The following is a 26,215-nucleotide window of genomic DNA, read 5'->3' as shown; positions in this document are numbered from 1 at the left end:
ATGACGGCGACGCCTCTCAGGCTCACCCCCGGTTTGACGAGCTGCTGAGCCGGTTGCGTTACGGAGGACATCGCCCCCACCCTTCTGACCGCAAGTTGACGGATAGCCTGTCCGTCAACCACGGTAGCCAATGCCGGACAGGCTGTCCACCATTGGGTCCGAGAAGCCGGATAGACTGTCCACCAACTCAGGACCTCCTGCGGACAGGACTTCGCGTGACCACGGACAGGCCGACGTTCCCCACCAGGCGGGCCGCCGCAAAGCGGAACCGGGACAAGATCCTCGACGCCGCCCGCGCCGCCTTCGCCGAACCCGGCGTGGAGGTGTCCATGGCGGAGATCGCGCGCCGCGCCGGCGTCGGCATGGCCACCCTCTACCGCAACTTCCCGGGCCGCCGGGAACTGCTCGAAGCCCTCTACGCCGGCGAGGTCGACGCCCTCTGCGAGGCCGCCCGCGCCGACGACGGACAGCCGCCGGGCGAGGCGCTCCTCGCCTGGCTGCACCGGCTCTTCGCCTTCCTGCCCGGCAAACGCCTCATCGTGGCCGAGTTGCTCGAACTCAGCGTGGACGACAGCCCCGTCGTCGACGGCAGCAGGGCCCGGGCGCTCGCCGCGGGCCGGCCGCTGCTGACCGCGGCCCAGGACGCCGCCGAGATCCGCGCGGACCTCACCCTGGAGCAGATCTTCGACCTGGTCGCCGCGATCGCCAAGATCTCCAGCGATCCCCGCTACCTCGAGCCGATGCTGCGGACCATGCTCGACGGCCTGCGCACGCCGGCGGCCGCCCAGCTGGACTGAACCACTGACAGAAAGGTCCAGACAATCCGACTTTCGTCGGTTGACGGTCCCCGAAACCCTTGCCTAGCCTCGGAATCTCCCCGCAATTCAAGGAGGTATTCCGGTGCTCTCCCGCCGCGCCTTCCTGGGCCTGTCCGCCGCCACCGCCGTCACCGCGGGTACCGCGCCCCTCTGGCCCGGCTTCCCCCAGGCCGCCGCCACCCCGGCCACCTTCGCACTCGACCTGGTCAACTCCTCGGGCTCCGGCACCGTCTACGCCTACGTCACCGGCTTCGCGCCGGACAACCGCCTCGTGCTGCTGGCCGCGGACGGGTCGCCCTACTACCCGTCGTCCCCCTCGTCCACGCTCACCCCGCTGCCCGTCGACTGCGCGATCCCCGTGGGCTCGGGGCGCCGCGTCACCGTGCCCCGCATGTACGGCGCCCGCATCTACGTCGTCACCGGCTCGAAGCTGGACTTCTTCCTCAACCCCGGTCCCGCGCTGGTGCACCCCAGCTTCCTGAACACCTCCGACCCCAACTACGGCCGGAACTGGTCCTTCGCCGAGTTCACGTTCAACGACGTGCAGCTGTTCGCCAACATCAGCTACGTCGACTTCGTGGGCCTGCCGCTGGGCATCGCGCTGACGTCCTCCGCCGGCACCCAGTCGGTGCAGGGCCTGCCGGCCGGTTCCGTGGACGCGGTCGCAAGCGCGCTCAGCGGGCAGGGCGGCGCCTGGCCGCAGCTGATCCAGAACGGCCCCGACGGCCGCCCGCTGCGCGTGCTTTCCGCGCACCACAAGGCGAGCCAGTTCGCCGGGTACCTCGACGGCTACATCGACCAGGTGTGGCAGAAGTACTCGAGCCAGACGCTGACGGTCGACCCGCAGAACGGCACCGGGCCCTTCACCGGGCGCGTGACGAACGGCGTGCTCACCTTCAACAACGGCGAGACGTTCAGCAAACCGAGCACCGCCGACGTGTGGAGCTGCGACAGCGGCCCGTTCGCCATCGCCGCGGGCGCGAGCAACGCGCGCAAGGCGATCATCCCCCGCCTCGCCGCCGCGCTGAACCGCACCACGCTCCTGGCCAACCCGAACCAGCCCACCGGCGAGAACCCCGCGCAGTTCTACCAGAACGCGCAGACCAACCACTACGCCCGCGTCGTGCACAGCAGGCTGCCCGGCAACCGCGGCTACGCCTTCCCGTACGACGACGTCACCCCGGGCCCGGACTTCAGCGGCTCGGTGTTCGCCGGCGACCCGCAGGTCCTCACGGTCACGGTGCGCGCTACGCACGCGTGATACTGGCGGGATGACGATCCGCGTACTGGCGTTCGACATCTTCGGCACGACGGTGGACTGGTACACCGGCGTGTCCCGGCAGGCGGCGGAGGTCTTCGGCGAGCTGGGTGTCCGGCTCGACCCGGGGGCCTTCGCCCTGGAGTGGCGGGACAAGTACCTGCCCTCCATGGCCCGCGTGCAGCACGGCGAGCGCGAGTGGGCGTACTTGGACACGCTGCACCGCGAGTCGCTCGACGAGCTGCTCGCCGAACACGGCGTGGACCTCGACGAGGCCGCCCGGCAGCGGCTCGTGCACGCCTGGCACCGGTTGCCCGCGTGGGACGACGTGCCCGACGGCCTGCAGCGGCTGCGGAAGTCCTACACCGTCGCGGCGCTGTCGAACGGCGGGTTCGCGTTGATGACCAACCTGGTCAAGGCCGCGAACCTGCCGTTCGACTGCATCCTCTCGGCCGAGCTGGCCCGCACCTACAAGCCCGACGCCCGCGTGTACCGCACGGCGGCGAGCCTGCTCGACGTCGACCCCGGCGAGGTCCTGATGGTCGCCGCGCACGGCTGGGACCTCGCCGGGGCGGCCGCCGCCGGGCTGCGGACGGCGTTCGTCGAACGTCCTCGTGAGAAGGGCCCGGACCGGGAGGCCGACAAGGACGTCGACGCCGAGTTCTCGGTGCACGACTTCGGCGAACTCGCCGAAAGGCTCGGCGTATAGGTCGTTATACGAGCATTCCGCCTCGCACGACCCGGCGCGGGCCCGCCCACAGCACGGACGGGTCCGTGAACGGGTCGCCGTCGAGCACGAGCAGGTCGGCGGCACAGCCGACCGCGATCCGGCCGAGGTCGGGGCGCCGCAGCAGCGCCGCGTTGACCGACGTGGCGGACCGCAGCACCGCGAGCGGCCCCTCGACCTCGGTCTGCAGCCGCAACCCGTTGAGCTGCTCGTCCTCCAGCACACCCATCAGGTCCGAGCCGAACCCGATCGGCACGCCCGCCGCGCGCGCCAGTTCGACCGCGTGCTTGCCGGATTCCAGCACCTCGCGGTTCTTCTCCCGCGACACCGCGGGCATGCCGAGCTCCTCGCCACGGCGGTCCATCGCGTCGTAGGCGGCGAGTGTCGGCACCAGGAACGCACCGGAAGTCGCCATGAGGGACGCGGTTTCGGCGTCGAGCAGGTTGCCGTGTTCGATCGAGCGCACGCCGTTCTCCACCGCGTGCCGGATCGCCTCGGGCGAGTACGCGTGTGCCGCCACGTAGCTCCCGCGGCGCGCCGCCTCCTCCGTCACCGCCCGGATCTCGTCGGGCGAGTACTGCGGCACGCGGATCGGGTCGGTCAGCGAAACCACGCCACCCGACGCCATGATCTTGATGGCGTGCGCCCCGCGCCGGAACCGGTCGCGCACCGCGTGCCGCAGCGCGTCGACGCCGTCCACCACCTCGTTCATGAACTCGTGGCAGCCGCAGAAGTCGCTGTCCGTGCCCCGCGGGTCGCCGTGCCCGCCGGTCTGGCTCAGCGCCGGGCCGGTGTAGAGGTACCGCGGCCCGCTGATCAGGCCTTCCGCCAGTGCACGGGGAATGCCGGGGTCGCCACCGGCGACGTCGCGGACGGTGGTGAACCCGCGTGAAAGCGCTTTCCGCAGCCGGTCGGCGCCGGAGTAGGCGAGGTAGCTGGGCGTCGCCGACTCGATCTCCAGCAGGTCCAGCGAGATGCCGTAGGCGTGGAAGTGCGCGTCGATCAGGCCCGGCACGACCGTGCCGCCCCGCGCGTCGAGCACCTCGTCCGCCTCGAACTCACCGCCGAGCTGGACGATCCGCCCGTCCTCGACGTGCACCGGACCGTCGAGCAGCTCCTCGGACTCGCCGTCGAACACCGCCCCGTTGACCACCGACAGCCTCATGACGCGCTCCGCAGCCGCTGTGTGCCCACCTCGTCGACGGCGAAGGTCTCCGGATCGACGGCCACCCCGTACTCACGGGCCGCGGCTTCCGGCGACACGAACCCGTTGCGGACGTCGCGGGCCACGCGCTCGGGCTCGCGTTCGAACGGGTTGCCGTAGCCGCCACCGCCGCCGGTGTCGTTGACCAGCACCTCGCCCGCGTCGAGGCGGTTGTAGCTGCCGCCCTGGACCACCTCGCGGTCGGTGCCGGGGTTGAGCACGATGCGGTTGTTCTCCCCCGGCTTGCCGCCCGCGATGGGCCACGGCTTGGTCTTCGTCTTGTACACCAGGCAGATCCCGGTCGAGGGCGCGGTGAACCGGTACACGCGGCTCACGCCGACGCCACCTCGGTGCCTGCCCGCGCCGCCCGTGTCGGGCCGGTAGCCGTAGGACTCGATGAACATCGGCGACTTCGTTTCCAGCACTTCGACGGGGTTGTTGCGGCAGCCGGGTTCCGACAGGTGCATGATCCCGTCCTCGCCGTCGCCGCCGGCGTGCGCGCCGAAGCCGACGGCTTCGTTCGTCGCCTCCAGCCAGGATTCGCCGGTGCGCGGGTTGACGCCCAGGCCCATCATCGAGCAGACGTCACCGCCCGAGCACGCGGGCACCTGGTCCGGCATGCCCTGGGCAAGCGCTTTCAGCACCACCTCCCCGGCGAGCAGCCCGGTCCACAGCGTGAACGTCGGCATCGGCGGGACGGCGTGCATCACCGAACCCGGCTCGGTGACCACGCGCAGCGGCCGGAAGTTGCCTGCCACGACCGAGGTGTCCGGGGTGGTGAGCGACTTGAACACCAGGCTGCACAAGGCTTCCGTCTGCCCGAGCGGCAGGTTGATGGGCCCGCGCACGCCGTGCTCGCTGCCGGTCCAGTCGATCACCAGCTCCTCGTCGGTGACGGTGACCGTGACGCGCAGCTTGATCATGCGGTCGAGGTCCACGCCGTCGGAGTCGACGTAGTCCTCGGCGGTCCAGGTGCCCTTGGGCAGCTTCGCCAGCGCCAGCCGGGCCAGCCGCTCGCCGTGGTCGTTGATCGCGTCCATCGCGGCCACGAGGGTGTCCGTGCCGTACTTCGCCGCGATCTCCTGCGTGCGCCGCACCCCCGTGACACACGCGGAAACCTGCGCCTGCAGGTCGCCGATCGTGCGCTCGGGCATCCGGCTGTTGAACCGGATGATGTTGAACACGTCGTCGTTCTGCACGCCCTCGGCGTAGAGCCGGGTGGCGGGGAAGAACAGGCCCTCCTGGTACATGTCCGTGGAGTCCAGGACGTAGCCGGGGTCCTTCTGCTTCAGGTCGAGCACGTGGATGCGGCACGAGGCGAACCCGATGAGCCTGCCCTCGGCGTGGACCGGCGCGAACACCAGCGGGTCGAGCGTGTGCGCGGACGACCAGTACGGGTAGTTCAGCACGAACACGTCGCCCGGCCGCATCGCGTCGGCGCCCAGGAACTTCACCGCCTCCTTGATGCCGTGGTCGTTGCCGCGCGTGAAGATCGCGATGCCCGGCGCGTCCGCGACCACGTCCCCATTGGCGTCGTGGATGCCGATGCCGTAGTCGTGGATCTCGTAGACCACGGTGTTGTAGGCGGTGCGGCACAGGTTCCGCGCCATCTCCTCGGCCGACGCCAGGAGCCCGTGCCGGATGATCTCGGTGGTGATCTGGTCGCTCATCGTTCCCCTACGGTGATCACGAGTTCGCCGTGAGGACCGACCCGCAGGCGGTCCCCGGCGTGGATGACGGTGGTGGCGGTGTGCTCGGCGATCACGGCGGGGCCGTCGAACTCGTCGCCCGCCAGCAGGTTTTCGCGCGTGTACAGCGCGTACGGCACGGCGGGCTGCTCCTCCGACACGAACACCGGGCGGCTGCTCTCGGCCGCCACCGAGCCGGACGTCCGCGACGGCAGCAGGGGCAGCGTCGGCTTGTCCACCGAGCCCGTCGCCCGCAGGCGCAGCGTCGTGACCTCCACCGGGTCGGTCATGGTGTGCCCGTACTGCCGCTCGTGCAGCCGGGCGAACTCACTCTCCACTTCGGACAGACTCGTGAAGGTGACCGTCACCGAGTGCTCCTGCCCGGCGTAGCGCACGTCGAGGCTGCGGCTCAGCGTGGCCTCGAAACCCTCGGAGGCGAGCAGTTCCCGCGCCTCGGCCTCCATCCCGGCGTAGGCCGCCTCGACCTGCTCGGCGTCCAGTTCGCCCAGCGGCGCGACGAGCGTGCGCGCGAAGTCGTGCTGCACGTCGGCCATGAGCATGCCGAACGCGGAGAACGCGCCCTGCCCCGGCGGCACGACGACGGTGGGGATGCCCAGCTCGGCCGCCACGTCGACGGCGACGAGCCCGCCGCCACCGCCGAACGACAGCAACGCGAAGTCCTTCGGGTCCCTGCCGACCTCGACGGTGATCGCCCGGACCGCGCCCATGATCTTGGTGCTGGAGATCCGCACGATGCCGCGGGCGAGCGCGGGCACGCTCATCCCGAGCGGTTCCGCGACCGAGGAGAGCGCCTTCTCCGCCAGCACCCGGTCCAGCACGAGCTTGCCGCCCAGCGGGGCGTCCGTGCCCAGGTACCCGATCGCCAGCGCCGCGTCGGTGAACGTCGGCTGCGTGCCGCCCCGCCCGTAGGACGCCGGGCCGGGTGCCGCGCCCGCGCTCTGCGGGCCGACCTGCAGCGCCCCGGCCTCGTCGAGGTGGGCGATCGAGCCGCCGCCCGCGCCGATGGTGTGGATGTACAGCGACGGGGTGTTGATCGGCAGGCCCTCGAACTCCGCGCCCTGGTACAGCACCGGCTCGCCGTCGAGGATCAGCGACGCGTCGAGGCTCGTGCCGCCCATGTCGATCGTGATCAGGTTCGGCTCGCCGATCAGCCCGGCGAACGCCGCCGCGCCGATCACGCCCCCGGCCGGGCCGGACAGGATCAGGCTCACCGGCTGCTCCCGCGCGGTGCCGACGGTCATCGCGCCGCCGCCCGAGCGGGTCATCAGGAACCGGCCGGTGAACCCGCGCCCGGTCAGCTCGCCTTCGAGGTCGTGCAGGTACTGCCGCACGATCGGCTTGACGTAGGCGTCCAGCACGGCCGTGCTGGTGCGCTCGTACTCGCGGTACTCCCGCGACAGCTCGTGCGACAGGGTCACCGCCACGCCGGGTGCGAGCTCGGCGAGCACCTCGCGCATCCGCAGCTCGTGCTCCGGGTTGGCGTAGGCGTGCAGGAACGCGACGGCCACGGACTCGTAGCCGCGCTCGGCGATGACCCGCGCGACGCGCCGGGCGTCCTCGACGTCGAACGGGGTGTGCACGCTGCCGTCGAACAGGCTGCGCTCGGTCACCTCGAACGTGTCGTAGCGCTCCAGCAGCGCCTCGGGCTTGCGGTAGGTGATGTCGTAGTTGGTGCGCCGGTCGGTGCGGCCGAGCAGGTAGACGTCGCGGAAGCCGCGGGTGCCGACCACCGCGGTGCGGGCACCGGTGCGGGTCAGCAGCGCGTTGAGGCCGAGCGTCGTGCCGTGGGTGAACATCGCGATCTCGCCGACGTCCGCGCTCGCCACGCCGAACGCGTCGAGCACTCCGGTGGTGGGCGAGGCGGGCGTCGTCGCGACCTTGTCGAACCGCAGCTCGCCCGTGGCGGGCAGCAGCTCGACGACGTCGGTGAAGGTGCCCCCGACGTCGATCGCCAGCCGGCTGGTGTTGGTCATGCGGCGCAGTATCGGGGTTTCGGCGAGAGCACGGCTGGATGACGGAGCACAGGTCCCGCGGCCGGGGCTGTGCTGCTAGCACATCGGCCTCCGGGTGCGCACAGTCAGCATTCCCCCACCTCGACCACTGGAGAAAGGCGGAGGAGGAGCTGCAATGAAGACCTCGCTTCGACTCACGGCTCTGGCGGGAGCGGCGGCACTTGCGGTGTCGCTGTCCGCGTGCAGCCGGCCCAGCACCGACGCCGCGACGGCCACCTCGGCGGCCCCCGCGGACAAGACACTGTCCATCGGCTTCTTCGGCTTCGCGAAGGCCAACTCCTTCGCCCAGGCGACGTGGGCCGGCATCCAGGAGTACGCGGCGGCGCACAACGCGAACGCCACCTTCCTGGACTCGAACTTCGACGGGCCCACCCAGGTCAACCAGCTGCAGGACGCGGTGACGTCCAAGCGGTACGACGTGGTGATCGTGCAGGCCAACGACGGCACCGCGATCGTCAACGCCGTCAAGCAGGCCGTCGCCGCCGGCATCACGGTGGTCATCGAGTTCACCCCGGTCGGCGGCGACTACTCGACCACGCAGCCGCAGGTCCCCGGCACGATCAGCATCGTGGACGCGCCGGTCCTCAACGGGCAGGGGCTGGCCACGCTCGGTCTCGGCGCGTGCAAGGAGGCCGGGTCGACGCCCTGCAAGGTGGCCTACCTGGAGGGCTTCGCGAACTACCCGCTCGACACCGCCCGCACCAACGCGACGGTGGACGCGCTCAAGGCCGGTGGCGCGGACGTCGTCGCCAGCGTCGTCGGCGGCTACACGCAGGACTCCGGGCGCGCGGCGTTCCAGAACGTGCTGCAGGCCCACCCCGACGTCAACGTCGTGATCGGCTCCTCGCAGGCGATCGAGGGCGCGGCGCCGCTGGCGGCGGGGCGCAACATCAAGTTCGTCGGCAACGGCGGTTCCACGCAGGCGTTCCAGGCCGTGCAGAGCGGCACCTGGTACGGCGTGTACGTCATCCCGGAGAAGGCCGAAGGCGCGAAGGCGGCGGAGCTGGGCCTGGCGAAGGCACGCGGGCAGCAGGTGCCGGTCGCGACCGACGCCCGCACGCTGACCCCGTACCAGGCGCTCGGCACCAAGCACACGCTGCAGGGCCAGACCGCCGACTACTCGGACTGACGATGCGCGCACCCGCCATCTCCGTCCGCGGAGCCGGGAAGAGCTACAGCGGGGTCTCCGTCCTGCGCGGTGTCGACCTCGACATCGCGCCGGGCGAGGTGCACTGCCTCGTCGGCGAGAACGGCGCCGGCAAGAGCACGCTGCTCAAGATCCTCGGCGGCGCGATCAGGGCCGACGAGGGCACCGTCTCCTTCGACGGCAAGCCCGCGGCACTGCACACCCCGCGCGATTCGATCCGGCACGGCGTCAGCCTCATCTCCCAGGAGGGGGCGCTCGTGCCGGCGCGGACCGTGCTGGAGAACGTGTTCCTGGGCCGCTGGGCGAACCGCGCCGGGTTCGCGCGGCGGCGCGACGACCGCCGCGCGTTCGACGAACTGCTGGCGGTCACCGGGTTCGACGTGGACCCGCAGGCCCGCGTCGCCGACCTGTCCATCGGCACGCAGCAGCAGGTGGAGATCCTGCGGTCGCTGGCCCGCGGTGCCCGCGTGCTGGCGATGGACGAGCCGACGGCGGTGCTGACCGAGCACGAGAAGGAGAACCTGCTCGGGCTCATCCGCAGGCTCGCCGCCGACGGCCGGACGATCATCCTGGTGTCGCACTTCCTCGACGAGGTGCTCAGCGTCGCCGACCGGATCACCGTGCTGCGGGACGGGAACCTCGTGCTCTCCGACGACGCCGCCAACCACACGCCCGCCACCCTGGTGCGGCACATGGTCGGGCGGGAGCTGGAGGTGCTGCACGCGGACCCGCCGCCGCTGCCCCCGGACGCGCCGGTGCGCCTGGCGGCACGCGGGCTGCGGCGCGGGCTGGTGGACGGCATCGACCTGACCGTGCGCGCCGGGGAGATCCTCGGCATCGCGGGGCTGGTCGGCAGCGGCCGCAGCGAAACGCTGCGGCTGTTGTTCGGCGCCGACCGGGCCACCGCGGGTGTCGTGGAGGTGGACGGGAAAGCGCTGTCCCGGCTGACCCCGCGCCGCGCGATGGCGGCCGGGATCGCGCTGGTGCCGGAGTCCCGCAAGGAACAGGGCCTGGTGATGGCCCGCTCGGTGCGGGAGAACGTCGCGCTCGCCTCGCTCGGCGCGCGCCGGCTGGGCCCGTTCGTCCGCACCCGCGGCGAGCGGACCGCGGTCGGCGAGGCGTCGCGCTCGGTCGACATCCGCGCGGCGAAGCCGGATGCCGCGATCGAGACGCTGTCGGGCGGCAACCAGCAGAAGGCGTTGTTCGCGAAGTGGCTGCTGCGGCGCCCGCGGGTGCTGCTGATCGACGAGCCGACCCGCGGGGTGGACGTCGCGGCGAAGACGCAGATCCACCGGCTGATCGTCGAGCTCGCCGCCGAGGGCATGGCGGTCGTCGTCGTGTCGTCGGAGATCGAGGAGGTGCTCGGCCTCGCCCACCGGGTGCTCGTGCTGCGGCACGGCCGCGTGGCTGGCGAGTTCAGCCGGGGCGCACCGCGCGAGGACGTGCTCGCCGCGGCGTTCGGACAGGAAGGGGAACAGTCGTGACTGTGGACACCGCGCCGGAGACGGCGAGCGCCGCACCGGCCGGCAGGGCGCTGCGGCGGGGCGGGCGGATGCGCGACTACGGGATCCTGGTCGCGCTGCTCGCGATCGTGGTCGCGCTGTCGCTGAGCACCAGCACGTTCCTGAGCACGTCGAACCTGGTCAACCTGCTCGACCAGTGCTCGGTCGTCGGGCTGCTCGCGGCGGGCGCCACCGTGTGCATCATGAGCGGCGTCTTCGACCTCACCGCGAGCGCGTCGCTGGCGCTGTCGGCGATCGTCGGCGTGCAGGTCGGCCGGAGTTTCGGCGTGTTCACCGGGTTCGCCGCGGCGATCGCCGCCGGCGCGCTGCTCGGGCTGGTCACCGGCACGATCGTGGTGCGCAGCGGGGTCAACTCGTTCATCGCGACGCTGGCGACGAGCATCATCTACCGCGGCCTCGCGGTAGTGGTCACCGCGGGCTCGATCGTCTACCCGCTGGCCACCCAGCAGGAGGACTTCGGGATGCTGACGTGGCCCTCGCTGTTCGGGCTGACGTCGGCGACGGTGGTGTTCGTCGTCGTGGTCGCCGCGATCGGGGTGCTCATCTCCTCGACCACGTTCGGCCGCCGCGTCTACGCGGTGGGCGGCAACGCCGAGGCGGCGCGGCTGTCCGGTATCCGGGTCGGCCAGATCCAGGTCGCGGCGTACGTCGTGAGCGGCGTCTGCTCGGCCCTGGCCGGGCTGATCCTGGCCTCCCGCGCCGGTTCGGCGCAGTCGAGCATGGCGACCGGGATGGAGCTGTCCGCGATCGCCGCGGCGGTCATCGGTGGCACCAGCATCCTCGGCGGCGAGGGCGCGATCTGGCGCGGGGTCGTCGGTGCGCTGCTGCTCACCCTCATCGGCAACGGGTTCAACCTGCTGGGCTGGGACACCATCTACCAGCAGGTCGTGCAGGGCTGCCTCATCCTGCTCGCCGTGGCCGTTGATCGCTACCTGCGGAAAAAGAGCAGGTAGGACAGGTAGATTGCGGCAATGGCGGTCAGGATCGGGGTGAGTCTCGGTCCTGGACGGTCGAGTGCGGTGACCGTCCAGGACGGCACTGTGCTGGGGCAGCTGGCCGGGAGCGACCCGGCCAAGCTGCTCGCCGAGGTCGCCCGCACCGGGTCCACGGGGCTGGTGATCGACGTGAGCAGGCTGCTGGCCGACCACGTGCTGCACCGGCACGAGGAGCTCTCCCCCGTGGCGATGATCCGCGTGCTGCCCCGCGCGGCGACGGACCCGGCGCTCGGGCGGCATCCCGACGACGTCGTCGAGCGCCTGGTCACCCGCCGCTACACCGTGCCCGGCGGGCATGACCTGTTCGGCCGTGAGCTGCGGCCGATCGACCGCGGCGCGCTGCGCGCGGTCTGCCAGGAGATCCAGGACAGCCCGGCGCGCGACATCGCCGTCGTCGCGTCGGGCTCCCCCGCCCAGCCCCGCCACGAGCGGGAGGTCGCCGACGCGCTCCAGGCCGCGATGCCCGACGCGCGGATCTCGGTGGCCTACGAGTTCGGCGGCCAGGGGCTCGCCGCCCGGGAAGCGACCGTCGTGCTCAACGCGGCCCTGTCCGGCGCGGGTGGCCGGATCCTCGACGCGTGCGAGCGAGGTGCCCGTGGAACCCCGTTCCAGATCGCCCGCGGCGACGGTGGCTGGGTGAGCCCGTCGCGGTTCCGGACGCTGCCCGTGCTCGGCATCGGCGCGGCCGACGCGCTGCAGCTGCAGGGCGCGGCGAGCCTCGCGGGCGCGGAGGACTGCCGGGTGCTGCTCGACCGCGTGCCCGAGCCGATGGTCGGGGACGTCCGCAACGGGCTGGCCGCGGTGCGCCCGCAGACCGTCGCCGAGCTGGGCACGGTCCTCGTCGTGCCGACGGCGGCGCTCACCAGGGCGGGGGCGTCCCGCGCGAGCGACATCGCGCTGGTGAAGGCCGAGCGCCCCGCCGACGAGCTGACGTGCGTGGGCGCCGCGGTGAGCAGGCCGATGGCGTGGCTGGACGAGATCGCGTTCATCGAGTCCACCGCCGAGCTGGAGGGCATCCGCCGCGACGCGCACGCCCGCGCGACCGCGATCGCCACCGCCAACGGGGCCACCCCGGGCAGCGCGGACGTGGTGGAGATGTCGACCGTGGCCGTGCCCTACAGCCCGTCGGGCACCGTCCGGGTGCGGGTCAGGGTCGCGGGGGTGGCCGAGGAGCCGGGAGCATGACCACGCGTTACGTCGGCGCCGCCACGACGATCACCGCGGACGACGTCACGGCGCTCTACGAAGGCGCCAAGTTCTACTCCCCCGCCGTCGCGCCCGAGAAGACCACGCTGCAGTCGTGGACGGCGGACCTGCTGGAGCGCAACGGTCCCGTCACGCTGGTGCGGCCGGACTCGATCGCTCCCGAGACCCGCTGCGCGGCCATCTGCGTGATCGGCTCCGGCGCGGCGCTAGCGGACCTGCCGCCCTCGGGCGACGAGTTCGCGCTCGCCGTGCGCGAGCTGGAACGGCTCACCCGGCGCCGGTTCGAGGCGGTGTACCCGCTCGCGGCGGCCACGGTGAGCGCGCTGGCCCCGCTGGCCGCGGCCTCGCAGCTGGACGTGCCGCTGATCGACGCCGACGGCATGGGCCGCACGTTCGCCCTGATCCACCACACGGCCATGCACCTGGCGGGGCTGTCCCCGACGCCGCTGGTGATCCGCGGCGCGACCGGGGAGAACGTCGCGATCACCGTGCCGGACGCGGCCCGCGCCGACACCCTCCTGCGGTCCAATGTGGACGTCGTCGGCGGCTGGGCGGCGCTGGCCGCCTACCCCACGACGGCGGGCGAGCTGCGCCGGGCCGCGCTCACCGGCACCGTGTCCCGCCTGGTCAACGTCGGCCGCCTGCTGCTGGAGTCCGGCGACCCCGACGTGCTGGTGGCGCGCCTGGCCGCCGTCACCGGCTGCCGCCGGATCGGCCGCGGCCGGATCGTGGAGCTGGAGCACCTGAGCAGGCCCACCGACGTGACGATCCCGGCGCACCCGTCGACGGTGGTGGTCGACGAGCTGGGCGGGCAGGGCAGGCAGCTGCGGCTGGAGCTGCGCAGCGAGGTGGTCGCGGTGTTCGCCGACGGCGCGCTCGCCGCCGCGGCGCCCGACCTGATCTGCCTCGTCGACGTGCTGCACGGCGAGCTGTCCAGTCTGGACAGCCTGGAGCCCGGTGACCTGGTGGACGTGCTCGTCATGCCCGCCGACGCGGTCTGGTACTCCCCCGAGGGGCTGGCGATGGTCGGGCCGGCCTCGCACGGCATCCCGCTGACCCATCCGAGGCGCCGATGAGCGGCAAGGCACCACTGGCTCCCCTCGTCCTCGCCGAGCTGCTGCGGGTCGACCCGCTCGCGCGCGCGGCGGCCGTCCACCTGCCCGATCCGGCCCGCGCCGTGCACGAGGTGGTGCTGGCCCAGACCTTCGACCGGCTGCACCGCGCCGCGCCGCACTCGCTGGTGGTGCTGCACGACGACGCCGCGACCGGCGGCTGGGCGCTGGCGGCCGCGCTGCACGCGGGCTGGGAGCGCAACGTCTCCGCGGTCGTCGTCCCGAAGACGGCGATGAGCGCGTCCAGCGCCGTGCTCGCCGACCGGCTGGGGATCGCCCTGCTCGCGACTGAGGACGACCCGGTGGACGTCGCGCTCGCGCTGGCGGGCCAGGTCTCCGCTCCGCAGGCGGCCCGCGCGCAGCGGGTGGCGGTGTGCGCGGAACGGCTCGCCGGGCAGTCGAGCATCCGCGGGGTGCTGGGGGTGCTCAACAGCGAGCTGGCGCCCGTGCCGGTGGCGCTGCTGATCGGTGGCGCACTCGCCGCCGGGCGCGCCGCGGGTGCGGAGGAGCGGGCGGACGCCACGGCCGTGCGGGTCGAGATCAACGCCGCCGGTCACCCGTGGGCGGAGCTGGTGGCGTCGGTGCCCGCGAAGAGCGCGGGCGCGGCGGGGCACGTCGAATCGCTGCTGCGCCTGGCGCGGCTGCCGCTGCTGGCGGTGTGGGCGCAGACCCGGATGAACAGCTCCGCGCAGGCCGCGCAGGAGCAGGCCGCGTTCGGGCTGCTGCGGCGGCTGGCCACCGAACCACCCGCGTCGGTGACCCCGGCCGCCGACGTGGCCGTGCCGTCCTGGACCGGCGAGCTGGGCTGGCGCGTCGAGGGGCGCAACCGCGCGGTGTGGCTGTCGCCGCTGCACGGCGGCACACCGGCGGAGGAGCTGACGCAGCTGGTCAGGGCGGCGTGGCAGCGGCACCGGCCGGACTGGCCGCTGATCGCCGACTCCGACGGCTGGCTGTCGTGGCAGAACTCCCCCGAGGACGCCGAGGACGACACGGCCGCCCTGCGCCGCGCGCTCGGCACGATGACCCGCACCGCGGCGAGCCACGGCCTCGTGCTCGGCGTCGGCGGGGCGCATCCCGGTGTTCCCGGGCTGATGCGGTCGGTCACCGAAGCGCGGCTGGCCGCCCACGTGGCCGGGGACGGCGGCCCGGGTTCGGTCCAGTGGTTCGACCAGGTGGGTGCCAGGGCGGCGCTGGCGTGGCTCCCGCGCGGGCAGATCGCGGAGGTCGCCGACCTCTGCCTGGCCGACCTGATGGGCGCCCGCGACCGCGAGGCGCTGGTGGACACCGTGCTGGCCGTGCTCGACTGCGGTGGTTCGCTCAGCCAGGCGTCGGCCCGGCTGGGGGTGCACCGCAACACCGTGCTGTCCCGCGTGGCGAGGGCGAAGGAACTGGGCCTGGTGTTCGACGATCCCGCCCGCAGGCTTGCCCTGCACGTGTTGTGCTACTCGCTGGCGTCACTCTGGGTACCCGGCCGGGTTTGAACGCGGTTCCCCCTGCACGAGGGGGCTTTTCCCCGGCGGTATGCTGCACAGCGCGCAGGTCTCTCGAAGGGGATTCGGACAGTCGGCGGCGATGTCAAGTTACACAGAGGAATGATCCGAAACGTGAAGTTGACTCACAGTTGCTGTCACGATTAACCTGCGCAGGCGCTGGAGACGCCACCGGGCCGACCCGGCGCCACATGTCAACTGGGTGCGGGGGCCCTGGCCAGTTACAACGAGTGCGGGAAGGCCCTCAGGAGCCTTGAAGAAGAACTTCGGACCACGCAAGGGACGTGCTTCGATCCGGACGAGGGTGTTGTCGATCGCCTTCGTGCCCAGCATCGCGCTGCTGGTGGCCGGCGTCGCACTCGCAGGATATCTGCTGTACTCCGCGATCTCGGCGCGGTCGTTCATCACGAAGGTGCACGACTCGTCGCCGATCGCCGTGCAGTTCTTCGCCGCGGTCCAGCAGGAGCGCCAGCTCACGCTGACCGAGCTGGCGACGAACGGGTCCGTGCGGCCCCAGCTGGAGCAGGTCAGGGCGAAGACGGACAGCACCGGCGCCGGGCAGGGCCAGAACCTGGCCGGCCTCTACGACCAGGCACCGCCGCGCGTCCAGGCGAGCATCAACCAGACCGCCGCGAACCTCGCGCAGCTGCCCGAGTTCCGCGCGAAGGTGGACGCGGGCCAGGTCTCCCTGCTCGACGCCTACACCTTCTACAACCGGATCCTCGACACCTACACCGACGGCCTGCTCGGCGTCGCCGAGGGGACGCCGGACGCGAAGACCGCGTACCTGCGGGCCACCGCGATGCCGCTGTTCGTGGCGGCCGACCAGATGGCGCGCAGCGTCGCGCTCGCCTCGGGCGGGATCGCCAACGGCGGTCTGTCCGACGACGAGTTCAACGCCTTCATCGCGACCGTCGGCGCCTACCACGCCGGCTTCGACAACGCGGTGCCCGAGATGATCCCGTCGGTCGCGCAGCAGTACAACGCGCTGAAGGCGAGCCCCGCCTGGTCGACCGTGACGGCCGTCGAGGCCTCGATCATCGGCGGCAACCACCGGACCCTGCCCGCCGGCATCACGCCGCAGCAGTGGCAGGCGGCCACCACCCAGGTCGCCGGCGCGCTGATGAACCTCTACATCCAGCAGAGCACCAACGCCACCAACGTCGAGATCGACACCGGTAACCGGGACCTGGTCACGGCGATCGCGGCCGGTGCGGCGGCGATCATCCTCGCGCTCATCGTCACGGTCATCGCGTGGCGCCTGTCGACCAGGCTCGTCCGCCGCCTCCACCGGCTGCGCGAGGAGACGCTGGAGATGGCCGACACCCGGCTGCCGGAGCTCGTCGGCCGGGTCCGCAACGGCGAGGACGTCGACCTCGACACCGAGATGTCGCTGCTCGACCACGGCGAGGACGAGATCGGGCAGGTCGCCGACGCGTTCAACAAGGCGCAGCAGACCGCCGTCGCCGCCGCCGTGGACGAGGCCAAGACCCGCGAGGGCACCAGCAAGGTGTTCCTCAACATCGCGCACCGCAGCCAGGTGCTCGTGCACCGGCAGCTCAAGGCGCTGGACGAGGCCGAGCGCAAGCAGGAGGACCCCGACCAGCTGGACCTGCTGTTCAAGCTGGACCACCTGTCCACCCGCGCCCGCCGCAACGCCGAGAACCTGATCATCCTCGGCGGCGAGCGGCCGGGCCGCCAGTGGCGCAACCCGGTCGCGCTGGCCGACCTGATCCGCGGCGCCACCGCCGAGACCGAGGACTACGCCCGCGTCAACGTGGGCAAGATGCCCGCGGTCGCGGTCAACGGGCCGGTGGTCGCCGACCTGATCCACCTGCTGGCGGAGCTGATCGACAACGCCACGTCGTTCTCGCCGCCGCAGTCGCGCGTCGAGGTGTGGGGTGACGTCGTCGGCCGCGGCGTGGTGCTGGAGATCGAGGACCAGGGCCTCGGCATGGAGGCCGAGCAGATCGACGAGCTGAACTCGATGCTCGCCGACCCGCCGGACTTCAGCATGATGGCGCTGTCGGCCGAGCCCCGGCTCGGCCTGTTCGTGGTGGCGCGGCTGGCGTCGCGGCACGGCATCGCGGTGACGCTGCGGCCCTCGGCCTACGGCGGCACGCGCGCGATCGTGCTGGTCCGTTCCGAGCTGCTCACGCCGGTGCAGCTGGCCGACGAGCCCGAGCCGTCCGCCGTGTCCGCCCCGGTGCCCCCGCAGGCGCAGGCGGCGAACCACCCGAGCCTGCCGGTGCGCCGCCCGCAGGCGGTGCCCTCGGCCGAGGAGACCGCGCGGCACAACGGCACGCTGGGCGCGCCCGCCGCGGAGAGCACCCAGCGGGTGGACCTGTTCCGCCCGGCGCGGGAGCAGCAGCCCCCGGCACAGCCGCAGCGCGAGCCGCAGCACCAGGCCCGCCAGCCCCAGCACCAGGCCCGTTCGCCGCAGCCGAGCAGGCCGTCCCAGGACACCAGGACGTCCCGTGACACCCGGTCCTCGCAGCCGCCGGGCCCGCTGTCACCGGACCGTCCCCAGCTGCCCCGCCGCCGGCGCCAGCAGAACCTGGCTCCGCAGTTGCGCACCGACGAGGTGACCTACGAGGAACCCACGTCGTACGAGCCGAGGGAGGACCCCGACCAGGCTCGCAGCAGGCTCGCCTCGTTCCAGCAGGGGACGCGGCGGGCCCGCAGCACCGACCCAGCCGCCACCGATTTCTTTGGAGAGCACAGATGATGGCCAATCCGGGCTTGAACGAACTGGACTGGTTGCTCGACGATCTGCTCCAGCAGGTCGCCGGAGCCGACCGGGCCGTGGTGCTGTCCGCTGACGGGTTGCTCATCGGCCGGTCGTCCAACCTGACCGAGGAGGACGGGGAGCACCTCTCCGCCGTCGCCTCGGCGTTCCAGAGCCTCGCCAAGGGCACCGGCAGGCACTTCGGCGGTGGCCAGGTGCGGCAGACCGTGGTGGAGATGGACCACGCGTTCCTCTTCGTGACCGCGGCGGGGTACGGGGCCTGCCTGGCCCTGCTCACCAGCGAGGAGGCCGACATGGGCCTCGTCGCCTACGCGATGAACATGATGGTCAAGCGCGTCGGGGCGGTGCTCAGCTCCGCTCCGCGCGTGGAACACGCCGGTGGCCCGGCGTGAACCGAGAGCCTGACACGACGCCATGACAGCCGAGGAAGAGGCGTGGTTCGATGACGCCGCCGGACCGCTGGTCCGGCCCTACACGGTCACCGGCGGCCGGACCCGGACCGACACGATCGGGCTGGATCTGCTGACGCTCGTGGTCGCGGTGACCTCGATCATGGACGCGGCGCACCTGCCGCAGGAGTACGCCCGCGTCGTGCGCCTGTGCCAGCAGCCGATGTCGGTGGCCGAGGTCGCCGCGTACCTCGAGCTGCCGCTGCCGGTCGTGAAGGTGCTGCTGGCGGACCTGATCGAGCAGAACCACGTGATCTTCCGCAGCGCGACCCCGATGACGGCGGCCCCCGACGAACGCATCCTCCAGGCGGTGCTCGATGGCATCCGCAGACTCTGATAGGGCGGCAAGCACAGTGGACTCCCCCGTTCGAGGACAGCTCTCGAACCCCGGCGCCCGGCCGGGCGTCCCGCAGTACCGGCGCAACCTCAACGCGCTCACCCTGAAGCTGCTCATCGCAGGCGGTTTCGGCGTCGGCAAGACGACGATGGTGGGCTCGGTCAGCGAGGTGCCGCCGCTGCGCACCGAGGAGGCGCTCACCGCGGCCTCGGCCACGGTCGACGACCTGACCGGGGTCGAGCGCAAGACGACCACCACGGTCGCGCTCGACTTCGGCCGCATCACGATCAACCCCGAGCTGATCCTGTACCTGTTCGGCACCCCGGGGCAGGACCGGTTCTGGTTCATGTGGGACGAGCTGGCCATCGGCGCGCTGGGCGCGGTGGTGCTGGCCGACACCCGCCGCCTGGAAAGCTGTTTCCCGGCGGTGGACTTCTTCGAGCGGCGGCAGATCCCGTTCGTCGTGGGCGTCAACTGCTTCGACGACGCGTACCGCTACGGCACCGAAGAGGTCCGGGACGCCCTCGAACTCGACGAGAGCGTCCCGGTCCTCCTCTGCGACGCGCGGGACAAGGAGTCGACCAAGCAGGTGCTCGTCACGTTGATCGAGCACGTCATGGCCACCCAGCGCAATCTCGCGGGTACCTTGCCGCGGTTGTCCTAGCCGCCGATCCCGTAGCGGCTCATCGCCGTCTCCGGGGTGATGTTGCGGTCGGCGACGTCGGCGCGGACGTCGTCGGCGGAGCGTTCCACCGGGTCGCCGTAGCCGCCGCCACCGCCGGTCGCACAGCGGATCACGTCGCCCTTGCGGATGGTCGCGCCGTTGACCTTCAGCATCCGGCGCTCGTCCGGCCGCCCGGGGTTGATCACGACCTCGGGCCCGACCGCGTCCTCACCGCCGAACAGGCCCCACGCCGGCTGCCGCGACCGCTCGAACCACAGCGACAGCGAGCAGTCGGTCTGGGCCTCGTACTCCCGGACCACGCCGTTGCCGCCGCGCCACCTGCCCGCGCCACCCGAGTCGGGGCGGATGCGGTACTCGGTGATGCGGAACGGGTACCGCGTCTCCAGCACCTCGATGGGGATGTCCTTCAGTGAACCGTTGACGTTGTTGATGAGAGCGCTTTCCCCGTCGGACCCCGACCACGCGCCCCAGCCGCCGACGGTGGCCTCCAGGCTGACGAACTCCCTGCCGTAGCGGGGGTCCGTGCCCGAGGTCAGCACGATCATCGAGTCGCCGTGGCTGGCTCCCGCGACCCGGTCGGGCATCGCGGGCGCCAGCGCGCGGGCCACCATGTCGATCAGCAGGCCGAGGTGCGAGAAGTACCACTGGCACGCCGCGGGCGCGGTCGCCCCGAGCACGGAACCCTCGCGCACCTGCGTGGTCATCGTGCGGAACGAGCCGCCGTTGCCCGGCAGGTCGGGGCTCACCAGCAGCTTGTAGCCCACGCGCAACGCCGAAACCGCTTGGGCCACACCACAGTTGACCGGGCCGGTGGTCTGGTCCGCGGACTCGGTGACGTCGAAGTCGATCGTGTCGCCGGCGACGGTGACCTTGAGCCGGATCGGGATCGGCGCGTCCAGGTCGACGCCGTCGTTGTCCAGCACGCCTTCCGCCGCGTACACGCCGTCCGGGATGGCCGCGATCGTCTCGCGCTCCAGCAGCTCGGTCTGGCGGAAGATCTCGTCCCGCGCCGCCTCCAGCGTGTCCAGCCCGAACCGCTCGACGATCTCCTGCAGCCGCTTCTCCCCCATCGTGATGCACGCGATCATGGCGTGCATGTCCCCGGTGGTCGGGTAGGGGAACCGGACGTTGCGCGCGATGGTGTCCATCAGCGCGGCCTCGTCCTTGCCGCCCGAGACGAGCTTCTGCGGGCCGAGCCGCAGGCCCTCCTGGAAGATCGACACGGAGTCCATCGACCCGCCGGGGTCCTTGGACCCGACGTCGATCCAGTGCGCCCGCGAAGCCGTGAACCCGACGAGCGTGTCGCCGACGAACACCGGCCCGAAGATCGTCACGTCGTTGAGGTGGGTGCCGCCGAGGTAGCTGTCGTTGAGGATCCAGACGTCGCCCGGCTGCCACACGTCGCGGCCGAACTGCTCCTCGGTCGCGCGGGTGCAGGTCTCCAGGTTGCCGAGGAAGATCGGCAGGCCCGCGGACTGCCCCAGCACCTGGTGGTCGGCGTCGAGCAGCGCGACGACGCAGTCGCCGCATTCGTAGATGATGGGCGTGTAGGCCGAGCGGATGAGGGTCGCGTTCATGTCGTCGGCGGCCGAGGTCAGCGCGTTGCGGATGATCTCGACCGTGACCGGGTCGACGGTCGTGGCTGCGGTCACTGGCTCTCCTTGCTGCGGATGATGAGCGAACCGATCTCGTCGACGGAGACCGAGTACTGCGGCGGGACGACGGTGGTCGCGGTGTCCTCGACGATGACGCCGGGGCCGTCGAACGTGTGGCCGGTGAGCAGGTCGTCGCGGCGCACCACGATCGCGTCGCACGGCCGGCCGCCGAACACGACCTGCCGGACCTCGTGCGGGAACTCCGGGGACTCCGCGTGCGGCCACTTCTGCGGCTCGGGGCGGCCCAGGTCGCCGAACGCGGCGGTGCGCACGGTGACGAACTCGATGGGGGCGCCCAGGTTCGCGTGCCCGTACCGGCTGTGGTGCATCTCGGCGAACCGCTCGGCCATGACCTTCAGGAAGTCCGGAGTGGACGGTTCGGCCGCGTCGGCGATGGGCACCGTCAGCGTGTATTCCTGTGCCTCGTAACGGATGTCGACCGAGTGCGCGACCGAACGCTGCCCGTCGGGCACGCCCTCCTCGCCCAGCGTCGCCAGCGCCTGCTCCTCCAAGCGCGTGAGCACCGCGGTGAGGTCGGCACCGTCGAGGTCGGCGTCGAGGAAGAAGTACGGCTCGGTGAAGTCCTTGCGGATGCGGGTCTGCAGCATGCCCCAGGCGGAGAACGCGCCGGGGAAGCGCGGCACGATCGTCTCGGCGATGCCCAGTTCGCGGGCGAGGAACACCGCGTGCATGGGGCCCGCGCCGCCGAACGCGACGAGGCTGGAGTCCCGCGGCTCGATGCCCCGCGACACCGTGATGGTGCGGATCGCCTGCGCCATCTTGGAGTTCGCCACGTCGCAGATGCCCTCGGCCATCGCGACCGCGTCGAGCCCGAAGGTCTCGCCGAGCTCGCCGACGGCTTTTCGGGCGCCGGCCGTGTCGAGCGTCATCTGCCCGCCCGCGAAACCCTCGGGGTCGATGCGGCCGAGCACGAGGTTGGCGTCGGTCACGGTCGGCTCGGTGCCACCGCGGCCGTAGCAGACCGGCCCCGGCCGGGCGCCCGCCGAGCGCGGCCCGACCCGCAGCCCGCCGGCCTCGACCCAGGCGACGGACCCGCCGCCGGCGCCGACGGTGTGGATGTTGACGACGCTCATCAGCATCGGCAGGCCTTCGAGCTGGGCCTCGGCGGAGGTGTCGGGCTCGCCGTCCACGATGAGCGAGACGTCGAACGAGGTGCCGCCCATGTCGACGCCGATGAGGTTCGGCCTGCCGCTGACGCGGGAGAGCTCGGCACACGCGATCGCGCCGCCGACCGGGCCGGACAGCAGGGTCTGCAGCGGCCGGGCTCGTGCCGAGTCGGCGGTGAGGATGCCGCCGGAGGACTGCATGACGTGCAGCGGGACGGCCAGTCCGCCTTCGCGCAGACGGACTTCGAGGTTGCTGAGGTAGCGGCGGACGATGGGGCCGGTGTAGCTCTCGACGACCGCCGACGAGGTGCGCTCGTACTCGCGCCACTCCTTGGCCGCCTCGTGCGACAGCGAGACGGTGAAGTCCTCGCCCAGCTCCTCCAGCAGGATCTCGCGGGCGCGCAGTTCGTGGGCGGGGTTGGCGTAGCTGAACAGGAACGCGACGGCGATGGCGCCGTGGCCGCGTTCCTTCGCCGTGGCCGCCGCGGTGCGCACGGCGTCCTCGTCCAGCGGGGTCAGCTCGCTGCCGTCGGGCGCGATGCGGCCGCCGATGCCGAGCACGTCGCGCCGGGGCACGAGCGGTTCGGGCTTGCGGTAGTGCAGGTCGTAGAGCCGGGTCCGGGGACCGCGGGCGATGTGGTAGGTGTCCTCGACCCCGGCGGTGCCGAGCAGCAGCACCGGCACGCCGCGGCGTTCGAGGAACGCGTTGAGGCCCTGGGTGGTGCCGTGCACCAGGAACCCGATGTCCCCGGGCGTTTCGACGACGGAACCGAGCCCGGCGAGCACCCCTTCGCTCAGGTCGTCCGGGGTGGTCGAGGCCTTGGTCGCCGCGAACACCCCGGCCTCGTCGTCGTAGGTGACCACATCGGTGAAGGTGCCACCGATGTCCATCGACACGCGGTACCGCGCCATGACGAACTCCAATCCAGCAGACGTGCCTGGAAAGCTAGAAGTCCGCACGGCGGCGGCGGTGTGCTCACCGCACCCGTGAGCGCCCGCTCACTATGCGCGGCGCACGAGCGGGGGCGGGAGGAGCCGGGAGGTGGGTGGGGGCGGGAAGCCGGGCGTGTCTTGGGGTTCGGGTGGGGTGCGGCCGGGAGGGGGTGGGTACCGCGGGTGGCGGCGCCCCAGCAGCGGGGTCACCGCCACCCGCCACTCCTGGCGCCGCGTGAGCACCAGCGCCGCCGCCCGCGCCGCCCCGCCGGCTGCCATCGCCCCACCAGCGCCGCCGCATCAGTGCCGCGCGTCACCACCCGAGGCGCCCCCAGCGCCGCCGCGCCGAGGCGCCACTCGCCTCCCCGCCGCGGCTACCACCCGAGGCGCCATCCGGCGCCCGCCGCTCCTAGCGCCACCGCTCAGGCCGCCGCACCGGCGCCCCCCAAGGCGCCACCCCACCGCGCCACCCACCGCACCGAGGCGTCACTCCGCCACCACCCGAGGTGCCCCCAGCGCCACCCCACCGCGCCACCGCGCGGCCCGGCCTCAACGGGCCCAGATGCCCCGCACGTGCCGGATGTGGCGGTCCATCAGCGCCTCCGCCCCATCGGCGTCGCCCGCGGCGATGAGGTCCAGCAGCTGCGCGTGTTCGGCCGCGGAGGGCACCAGCTCCCCGCGGTCCGCCAGCGAGCGCAGGCCGTAGATCCGCGAGCGGGCGCGCAGCGAACGGACCGTCTCCACCAGGTGCGGGTTCCCGCCCTGCGCGAGCAGCCGCAGGTGGAACTCCATGTCCGCCTTGATGTGCGTGATCAGGTCACCCGCGGCTGCGGCGTCCGCGATCGCCGCCGCGACCGGGCGCAGCTCGTCCAGCACCGCGCGGTCCACCCCGGCCTCGGTGATCCGCCGGACGGTCGGCACCTCGATCAGCGCGCGCAGCTCACTCAGGTCGTCGAGGTCCTTTTCGGACAGTTCGGTGACGCGGAACCCCTTGTTCCGCACGGTATCGATGAGCCCTTCCTTCGCCAGGTCGAGCATCGCCTCGCGGACGGGCGTCGCCGAGACCCCGAACTGCGCCGCGAGGCTGGGCGCGGAGTACACGACACCGGGCCGCAGCTCACCGGAGATGACGGCCGCCCGCAGGGTCTGGATGATCTCGTCCCGCAGGTTGCCGCGGGCGCCGAACGAGGGCAGCACGGGCTCGTGGTCAGCCGTCATTCCCCCTCCTCGTACTCGGCCGCGGCGACCACCAGATCCTCCCACGCCATGCCGACGCTCTTGAACAGACGGGGCGCCTCGGGAGACACCGCAGCCTCGCCCCGCACGACCGCCGCCAGGCCGACCAGTTCCGCCGGATCGCAGGCCCCTGCCGCCACCGCCTGCACGACGTCCCCGGCCTCCCGCAGCGCCGTCGCCACCGACTCCACGACGACCGTCGAGCGGCGCACGGTCTCGTCGTCCACCTCGCGGACGTCCGGCTCGTGCGAACCGACCGCGACCACCGTCGCGTGCGGCCGGAGCAGTGCCCCGTCGAACAGCGGCTCACGCGCGGTCGTGCAACACGCGACGAGATCCGCGTCCCGCACGTCGTCCGCCGTGCCGACCCGCCCGCCGACCTCCGCCGCGAAACGCCCGGCACGCCCCGGGTCCCGGCCCACGATCACGACGTCCACCACGGGCCGCACCACCCGCAGCGCCGCCACGTGGCTACGCGCCTGCGGACCGGTGCCGAACACGAGCAGCCGCGCCGGGCCGGGCGCGGCGAGCGCGTCGACGGCCACCGCCGACACGGCCGCCGTCCGGACGTTCGTGAGCGCCACCCCGTCCAGCACGGCCAGCGGCGCCAGGGTTTCGCCGTCCAGCAGCAGGTACTGCCCCTGGATCCGGGCGAGGCCGCGGGCGGGGTTGCGCGGCGCCACGCTCGCCACCTTCACGCCCGTGTACCGGCCCCACTCGGCCGGCATGAGCAGCAGCTGCCCGTGGCGCACCGGCACGACCGACCGCGGCGGCCCCGCGTCCGGGTCGAGCCCCGCGCGCAGGGCCTCCCGCAGCGCGCCGATCGCCGCGGCCTCCCCGATCACAGCTGGAACCCCGCCGGGAACGGGTCGTCGGGGTCGAGGAAGTACTGCGCGGTGCCGGTCAGCCACGCCCGCCCGGTGATGGTCGGGACGACCGCGGGCACGCCGGCGACCTCGGTCTCCTCCACCAGCCGCCCGATGAACTGCGTGCCGATGAACGACTCGTTGCGGAAGTCGGTGTGCAGGGGCAGTTCCCCGCGTGCGTGAAGCTGCGCCATTCGCGCGCTGGTGCCCGTGCCGCACGGCGACCGGTCGAACCAGCCGGGGTGGATGGCCATGGCGTGCCGCGAGTGGCGCGCGTCCGAACCGGGGGCGGCGAGGTAGACGTGGTGGCAGCCGGTGATCTCCGGGTTCGCCGGGTGCACCGGCAGGTCGTGCTCGTCGATCGCGGCCATGATCGCCAGCCCCGCGTCGAGCAGCCGCTGCTTCTCCGCCCGGTCGAAGGGCAGGCCGAGTTCCGCCAGTTCGACGATCGCGTAGAAGTTCCCGCCGAACGCGAGGTCGTAGCGCACCTGCCCGAGCCCGGGCACCTCGACCTTCCGGTCCAGCCCGACGGAGAACGACGGCACGTTCCGGATGGTCACCGACCGGGCGGCCCCGCCCTCGACCGCGACCTCCGCGACGACGAGCCCGGCCGGGGTGTCCAGCCGCACGGTCGTGACGGGCTCGGTCACCTCGACCATGCCGGTCTCGACCAGCACGGTCGCCACGCCGATCGTGCCGTGCCCGCACATCGGCAGGCAGCCGGAGACCTCGATGAACAGCACACCCCAGTCGGCGTCGTCCCGCGTGGGCGGCTGCAGGATCGCGCCGCTCATGGCCGAGTGCCCGCGCGGTTCGTACATCAGCAGCTGCCGCAGGTGGTCGAGGTTTTCGATGAAGTACCGCCGCCGGTCGAACATGGTCGCGCCCGGCACCACGCCGACGCCGCCCGTGATGACGCGCGTCGGCATGCCCTCGGTGTGCGAATCGACCGCGTGGAAGACGCGCTGGGTCCGCAT

The 26,215-nt window shown here is 72.4% G+C and carries 21 protein-coding genes; 13 read left to right on the top strand and 8 right to left on the bottom strand.

All coding sequences use genetic code 11. The features are described from left to right. The first annotated feature begins 215 nt into the window (after positions 1 to 215). The 3 genes from BMZ92_RS00825 to BMZ92_RS00815 all read left to right on the top strand — a co-directional run bounded on the left by BMZ92_RS00825 (position 216) and on the right by BMZ92_RS00815 (position 2,785). A complete protein-coding gene (locus BMZ92_RS00825; protein WP_091503560.1) occupies positions 216 to 797 on the top strand; it encodes a TetR/AcrR family transcriptional regulator in 582 nt (193 codons plus the stop codon). Between the two features lie 103 nt (positions 798 to 900). Then, positions 901 to 2,079 carry a glycoside hydrolase family 64 protein gene (locus tag BMZ92_RS00820; protein ID WP_091503558.1) on the top strand — a complete coding sequence of 393 codons (1,179 nt, stop codon included), beginning with the start codon at positions 901 to 903 and terminating at the stop codon, positions 2,077 to 2,079. 10 nt (positions 2,080 to 2,089) lie between these two features. Further along, positions 2,090 to 2,785: a haloacid dehalogenase type II gene (locus BMZ92_RS00815; RefSeq protein ID WP_091503556.1), complete on the top strand. Its 696-nt coding sequence runs from the start codon at positions 2,090 to 2,092 to the stop codon at positions 2,783 to 2,785. A 4-nt stretch (positions 2,786 to 2,789) separates the two neighbouring features. Here BMZ92_RS00815 and BMZ92_RS00810 read toward each other — a convergent pair whose 3' ends face one another. From BMZ92_RS00810 to BMZ92_RS00800, 3 genes are read right to left on the bottom strand one after another with little or no spacing between them, the layout of a single operon-like run. Then, on the bottom strand, positions 2,790 to 3,968 hold the full coding sequence (locus tag BMZ92_RS00810; protein WP_091503555.1) for a metal-dependent hydrolase family protein: 1,179 nt from the start codon (positions 3,966 to 3,968) through the stop codon (positions 2,790 to 2,792). After that, complete coding sequence (locus BMZ92_RS00805) at positions 3,965 to 5,677, bottom strand: hydantoinase B/oxoprolinase family protein (RefSeq protein WP_091503553.1); 1,713 nt, start codon at positions 5,675 to 5,677, stop codon at positions 3,965 to 3,967. The genes BMZ92_RS00810 and BMZ92_RS00805 overlap by 4 nt, the downstream gene beginning before the upstream one ends. Further along, a complete protein-coding gene (locus tag BMZ92_RS00800; RefSeq protein ID WP_091503551.1) occupies positions 5,674 to 7,689 on the bottom strand; it encodes a hydantoinase/oxoprolinase family protein in 2,016 nt (671 codons plus the stop codon). The genes BMZ92_RS00805 and BMZ92_RS00800 overlap by 4 nt, the downstream gene beginning before the upstream one ends. A gap of 154 nt (positions 7,690 to 7,843) precedes the next feature. On the opposite strand from BMZ92_RS00800, the gene BMZ92_RS00795 reads away from it, so the two are divergent. The 10 genes from BMZ92_RS00795 to BMZ92_RS00750 all read left to right on the top strand — a co-directional run bounded on the left by BMZ92_RS00795 (position 7,844) and on the right by BMZ92_RS00750 (position 19,400). Beyond that, positions 7,844 to 8,857 (top strand): sugar ABC transporter substrate-binding protein, encoded by a 1,014-nt coding sequence (locus BMZ92_RS00795; RefSeq protein ID WP_218153364.1) that lies wholly within the window; start codon positions 7,844 to 7,846, stop codon positions 8,855 to 8,857. Between the two features lie 2 nt (positions 8,858 to 8,859). Further along, entirely contained in the window at positions 8,860 to 10,359 is a 1,500-nt protein-coding gene (locus tag BMZ92_RS00790) for a sugar ABC transporter ATP-binding protein (RefSeq protein WP_091503550.1), read from the top strand. After that, complete coding sequence (locus BMZ92_RS00785; RefSeq protein ID WP_245782816.1) at positions 10,356 to 11,351, top strand: ABC transporter permease; 996 nt, start codon at positions 10,356 to 10,358, stop codon at positions 11,349 to 11,351. Before BMZ92_RS00790 ends, BMZ92_RS00785 begins: the two co-directional genes overlap by 4 nt. 18 nt (positions 11,352 to 11,369) lie before the next feature. Further along, positions 11,370 to 12,578, top strand: a complete 1,209-nt coding sequence (locus BMZ92_RS00780) for a hydantoinase/oxoprolinase N-terminal domain-containing protein (protein ID WP_091503549.1) — start codon at positions 11,370 to 11,372, stop codon at positions 12,576 to 12,578. Further along, positions 12,575 to 13,675, top strand: coding sequence for a DUF917 domain-containing protein (locus tag BMZ92_RS00775; protein ID WP_091503548.1), 1,101 nt, complete (start codon positions 12,575 to 12,577; stop codon positions 13,673 to 13,675). The genes BMZ92_RS00780 and BMZ92_RS00775 overlap by 4 nt, the downstream gene beginning before the upstream one ends. After that, positions 13,672 to 15,192 (top strand): PucR family transcriptional regulator, encoded by a 1,521-nt coding sequence (locus BMZ92_RS00770; RefSeq protein WP_091503547.1) that lies wholly within the window; start codon positions 13,672 to 13,674, stop codon positions 15,190 to 15,192. The genes BMZ92_RS00775 and BMZ92_RS00770 overlap by 4 nt, the downstream gene beginning before the upstream one ends. A gap of 262 nt (positions 15,193 to 15,454) precedes the next feature. After that, a complete protein-coding gene (locus BMZ92_RS00765; RefSeq protein ID WP_245782815.1) occupies positions 15,455 to 17,929 on the top strand; it encodes a sensor histidine kinase in 2,475 nt (824 codons plus the stop codon). Continuing rightward, on the top strand, positions 17,929 to 18,342 hold the full coding sequence (locus BMZ92_RS00760) for a roadblock/LC7 domain-containing protein (RefSeq protein ID WP_091503545.1): 414 nt from the start codon (positions 17,929 to 17,931) through the stop codon (positions 18,340 to 18,342). Before BMZ92_RS00765 ends, BMZ92_RS00760 begins: the two co-directional genes overlap by 1 nt. A 22-nt stretch (positions 18,343 to 18,364) precedes the next feature. Then, positions 18,365 to 18,736 (top strand): DUF742 domain-containing protein, encoded by a 372-nt coding sequence (locus BMZ92_RS00755; RefSeq protein WP_091503544.1) that lies wholly within the window; start codon positions 18,365 to 18,367, stop codon positions 18,734 to 18,736. A 103-nt stretch (positions 18,737 to 18,839) separates the two neighbouring features. Further along, complete coding sequence (locus BMZ92_RS00750; RefSeq protein WP_281245143.1) at positions 18,840 to 19,400, top strand: GTP-binding protein; 561 nt, start codon at positions 18,840 to 18,842, stop codon at positions 19,398 to 19,400. On the opposite strand, the gene BMZ92_RS00745 is transcribed toward BMZ92_RS00750, so the two are convergent. The 5 genes from BMZ92_RS00745 to BMZ92_RS00725 form a co-directional block, all read right to left on the bottom strand. Further along, positions 19,397 to 21,073, bottom strand: a complete 1,677-nt coding sequence (locus tag BMZ92_RS00745) for a hydantoinase B/oxoprolinase family protein (protein WP_091503542.1) — start codon at positions 21,071 to 21,073, stop codon at positions 19,397 to 19,399. The genes BMZ92_RS00750 and BMZ92_RS00745 overlap by 4 nt on opposite strands. After that, entirely contained in the window at positions 21,070 to 23,115 is a 2,046-nt protein-coding gene (locus BMZ92_RS00740; RefSeq protein WP_177228484.1) for a hydantoinase/oxoprolinase family protein, read from the bottom strand. Before BMZ92_RS00740 ends, BMZ92_RS00745 begins: the two co-directional genes overlap by 4 nt. A 570-nt stretch (positions 23,116 to 23,685) precedes the next feature. Next, positions 23,686 to 24,354 carry a GntR family transcriptional regulator gene (locus BMZ92_RS00735; RefSeq protein ID WP_091503540.1) on the bottom strand — a complete coding sequence of 223 codons (669 nt, stop codon included), beginning with the start codon at positions 24,352 to 24,354 and terminating at the stop codon, positions 23,686 to 23,688. After that, the gene (locus BMZ92_RS00730) at positions 24,351 to 25,217 is read right to left on the bottom strand and encodes an ornithine cyclodeaminase family protein (protein WP_091503539.1); all 867 of its coding nucleotides are present in this window, start codon (positions 25,215 to 25,217) and stop codon (positions 24,351 to 24,353) included. The genes BMZ92_RS00735 and BMZ92_RS00730 overlap by 4 nt, the downstream gene beginning before the upstream one ends. Next, complete coding sequence (locus BMZ92_RS00725; RefSeq protein WP_091503537.1) at positions 25,214 to 26,215, bottom strand: proline racemase family protein; 1,002 nt, start codon at positions 26,213 to 26,215, stop codon at positions 25,214 to 25,216. Before BMZ92_RS00725 ends, BMZ92_RS00730 begins: the two co-directional genes overlap by 4 nt.

Source organism: Amycolatopsis sacchari, assembly GCF_900114035.1.
Taxonomy (GTDB): domain Bacteria; phylum Actinomycetota; class Actinomycetes; order Mycobacteriales; family Pseudonocardiaceae; genus Amycolatopsis_E; species Amycolatopsis_E sacchari.
The sequence above is the reverse complement of the archived record's forward strand: the minus strand, read 5'-3'. Positions and strand labels throughout refer to the sequence as shown.

Coding starts and splice junctions, on each gene's coding strand:
- BMZ92_RS00735 (WP_091503540.1), bottom strand. CDS start 24,354: ATGACGGCTGACCACGAGCCCGTGCTGCCCTCGTTCGGCGCCCGCGGC.
- BMZ92_RS00770 (WP_091503547.1), top strand. CDS start 13,672: ATGAGCGGCAAGGCACCACTGGCTCCCCTCGTCCTCGCCGAGCTGCTG.
- BMZ92_RS00810 (WP_091503555.1), bottom strand. CDS start 3,968: ATGAGGCTGTCGGTGGTCAACGGGGCGGTGTTCGACGGCGAGTCCGAG.
- BMZ92_RS00740 (WP_177228484.1), bottom strand. CDS start 23,115: ATGGCGCGGTACCGCGTGTCGATGGACATCGGTGGCACCTTCACCGAT.
- BMZ92_RS00795 (WP_218153364.1), top strand. CDS start 7,844: ATGAAGACCTCGCTTCGACTCACGGCTCTGGCGGGAGCGGCGGCACTT.
- BMZ92_RS00775 (WP_091503548.1), top strand. CDS start 12,575: ATGACCACGCGTTACGTCGGCGCCGCCACGACGATCACCGCGGACGAC.
- BMZ92_RS00725 (WP_091503537.1), bottom strand. CDS start 26,215: ATGCGGACCCAGCGCGTCTTCCACGCGGTCGATTCGCACACCGAGGGC.
- BMZ92_RS00815 (WP_091503556.1), top strand. CDS start 2,090: ATGACGATCCGCGTACTGGCGTTCGACATCTTCGGCACGACGGTGGAC.
- BMZ92_RS00805 (WP_091503553.1), bottom strand. CDS start 5,677: ATGAGCGACCAGATCACCACCGAGATCATCCGGCACGGGCTCCTGGCG.
- BMZ92_RS00780 (WP_091503549.1), top strand. CDS start 11,370: ATGGCGGTCAGGATCGGGGTGAGTCTCGGTCCTGGACGGTCGAGTGCG.
- BMZ92_RS00790 (WP_091503550.1), top strand. CDS start 8,860: ATGCGCGCACCCGCCATCTCCGTCCGCGGAGCCGGGAAGAGCTACAGC.
- BMZ92_RS00760 (WP_091503545.1), top strand. CDS start 17,929: ATGGCCAATCCGGGCTTGAACGAACTGGACTGGTTGCTCGACGATCTG.
- BMZ92_RS00800 (WP_091503551.1), bottom strand. CDS start 7,689: ATGACCAACACCAGCCGGCTGGCGATCGACGTCGGGGGCACCTTCACC.
- BMZ92_RS00755 (WP_091503544.1), top strand. CDS start 18,365: ATGACAGCCGAGGAAGAGGCGTGGTTCGATGACGCCGCCGGACCGCTG.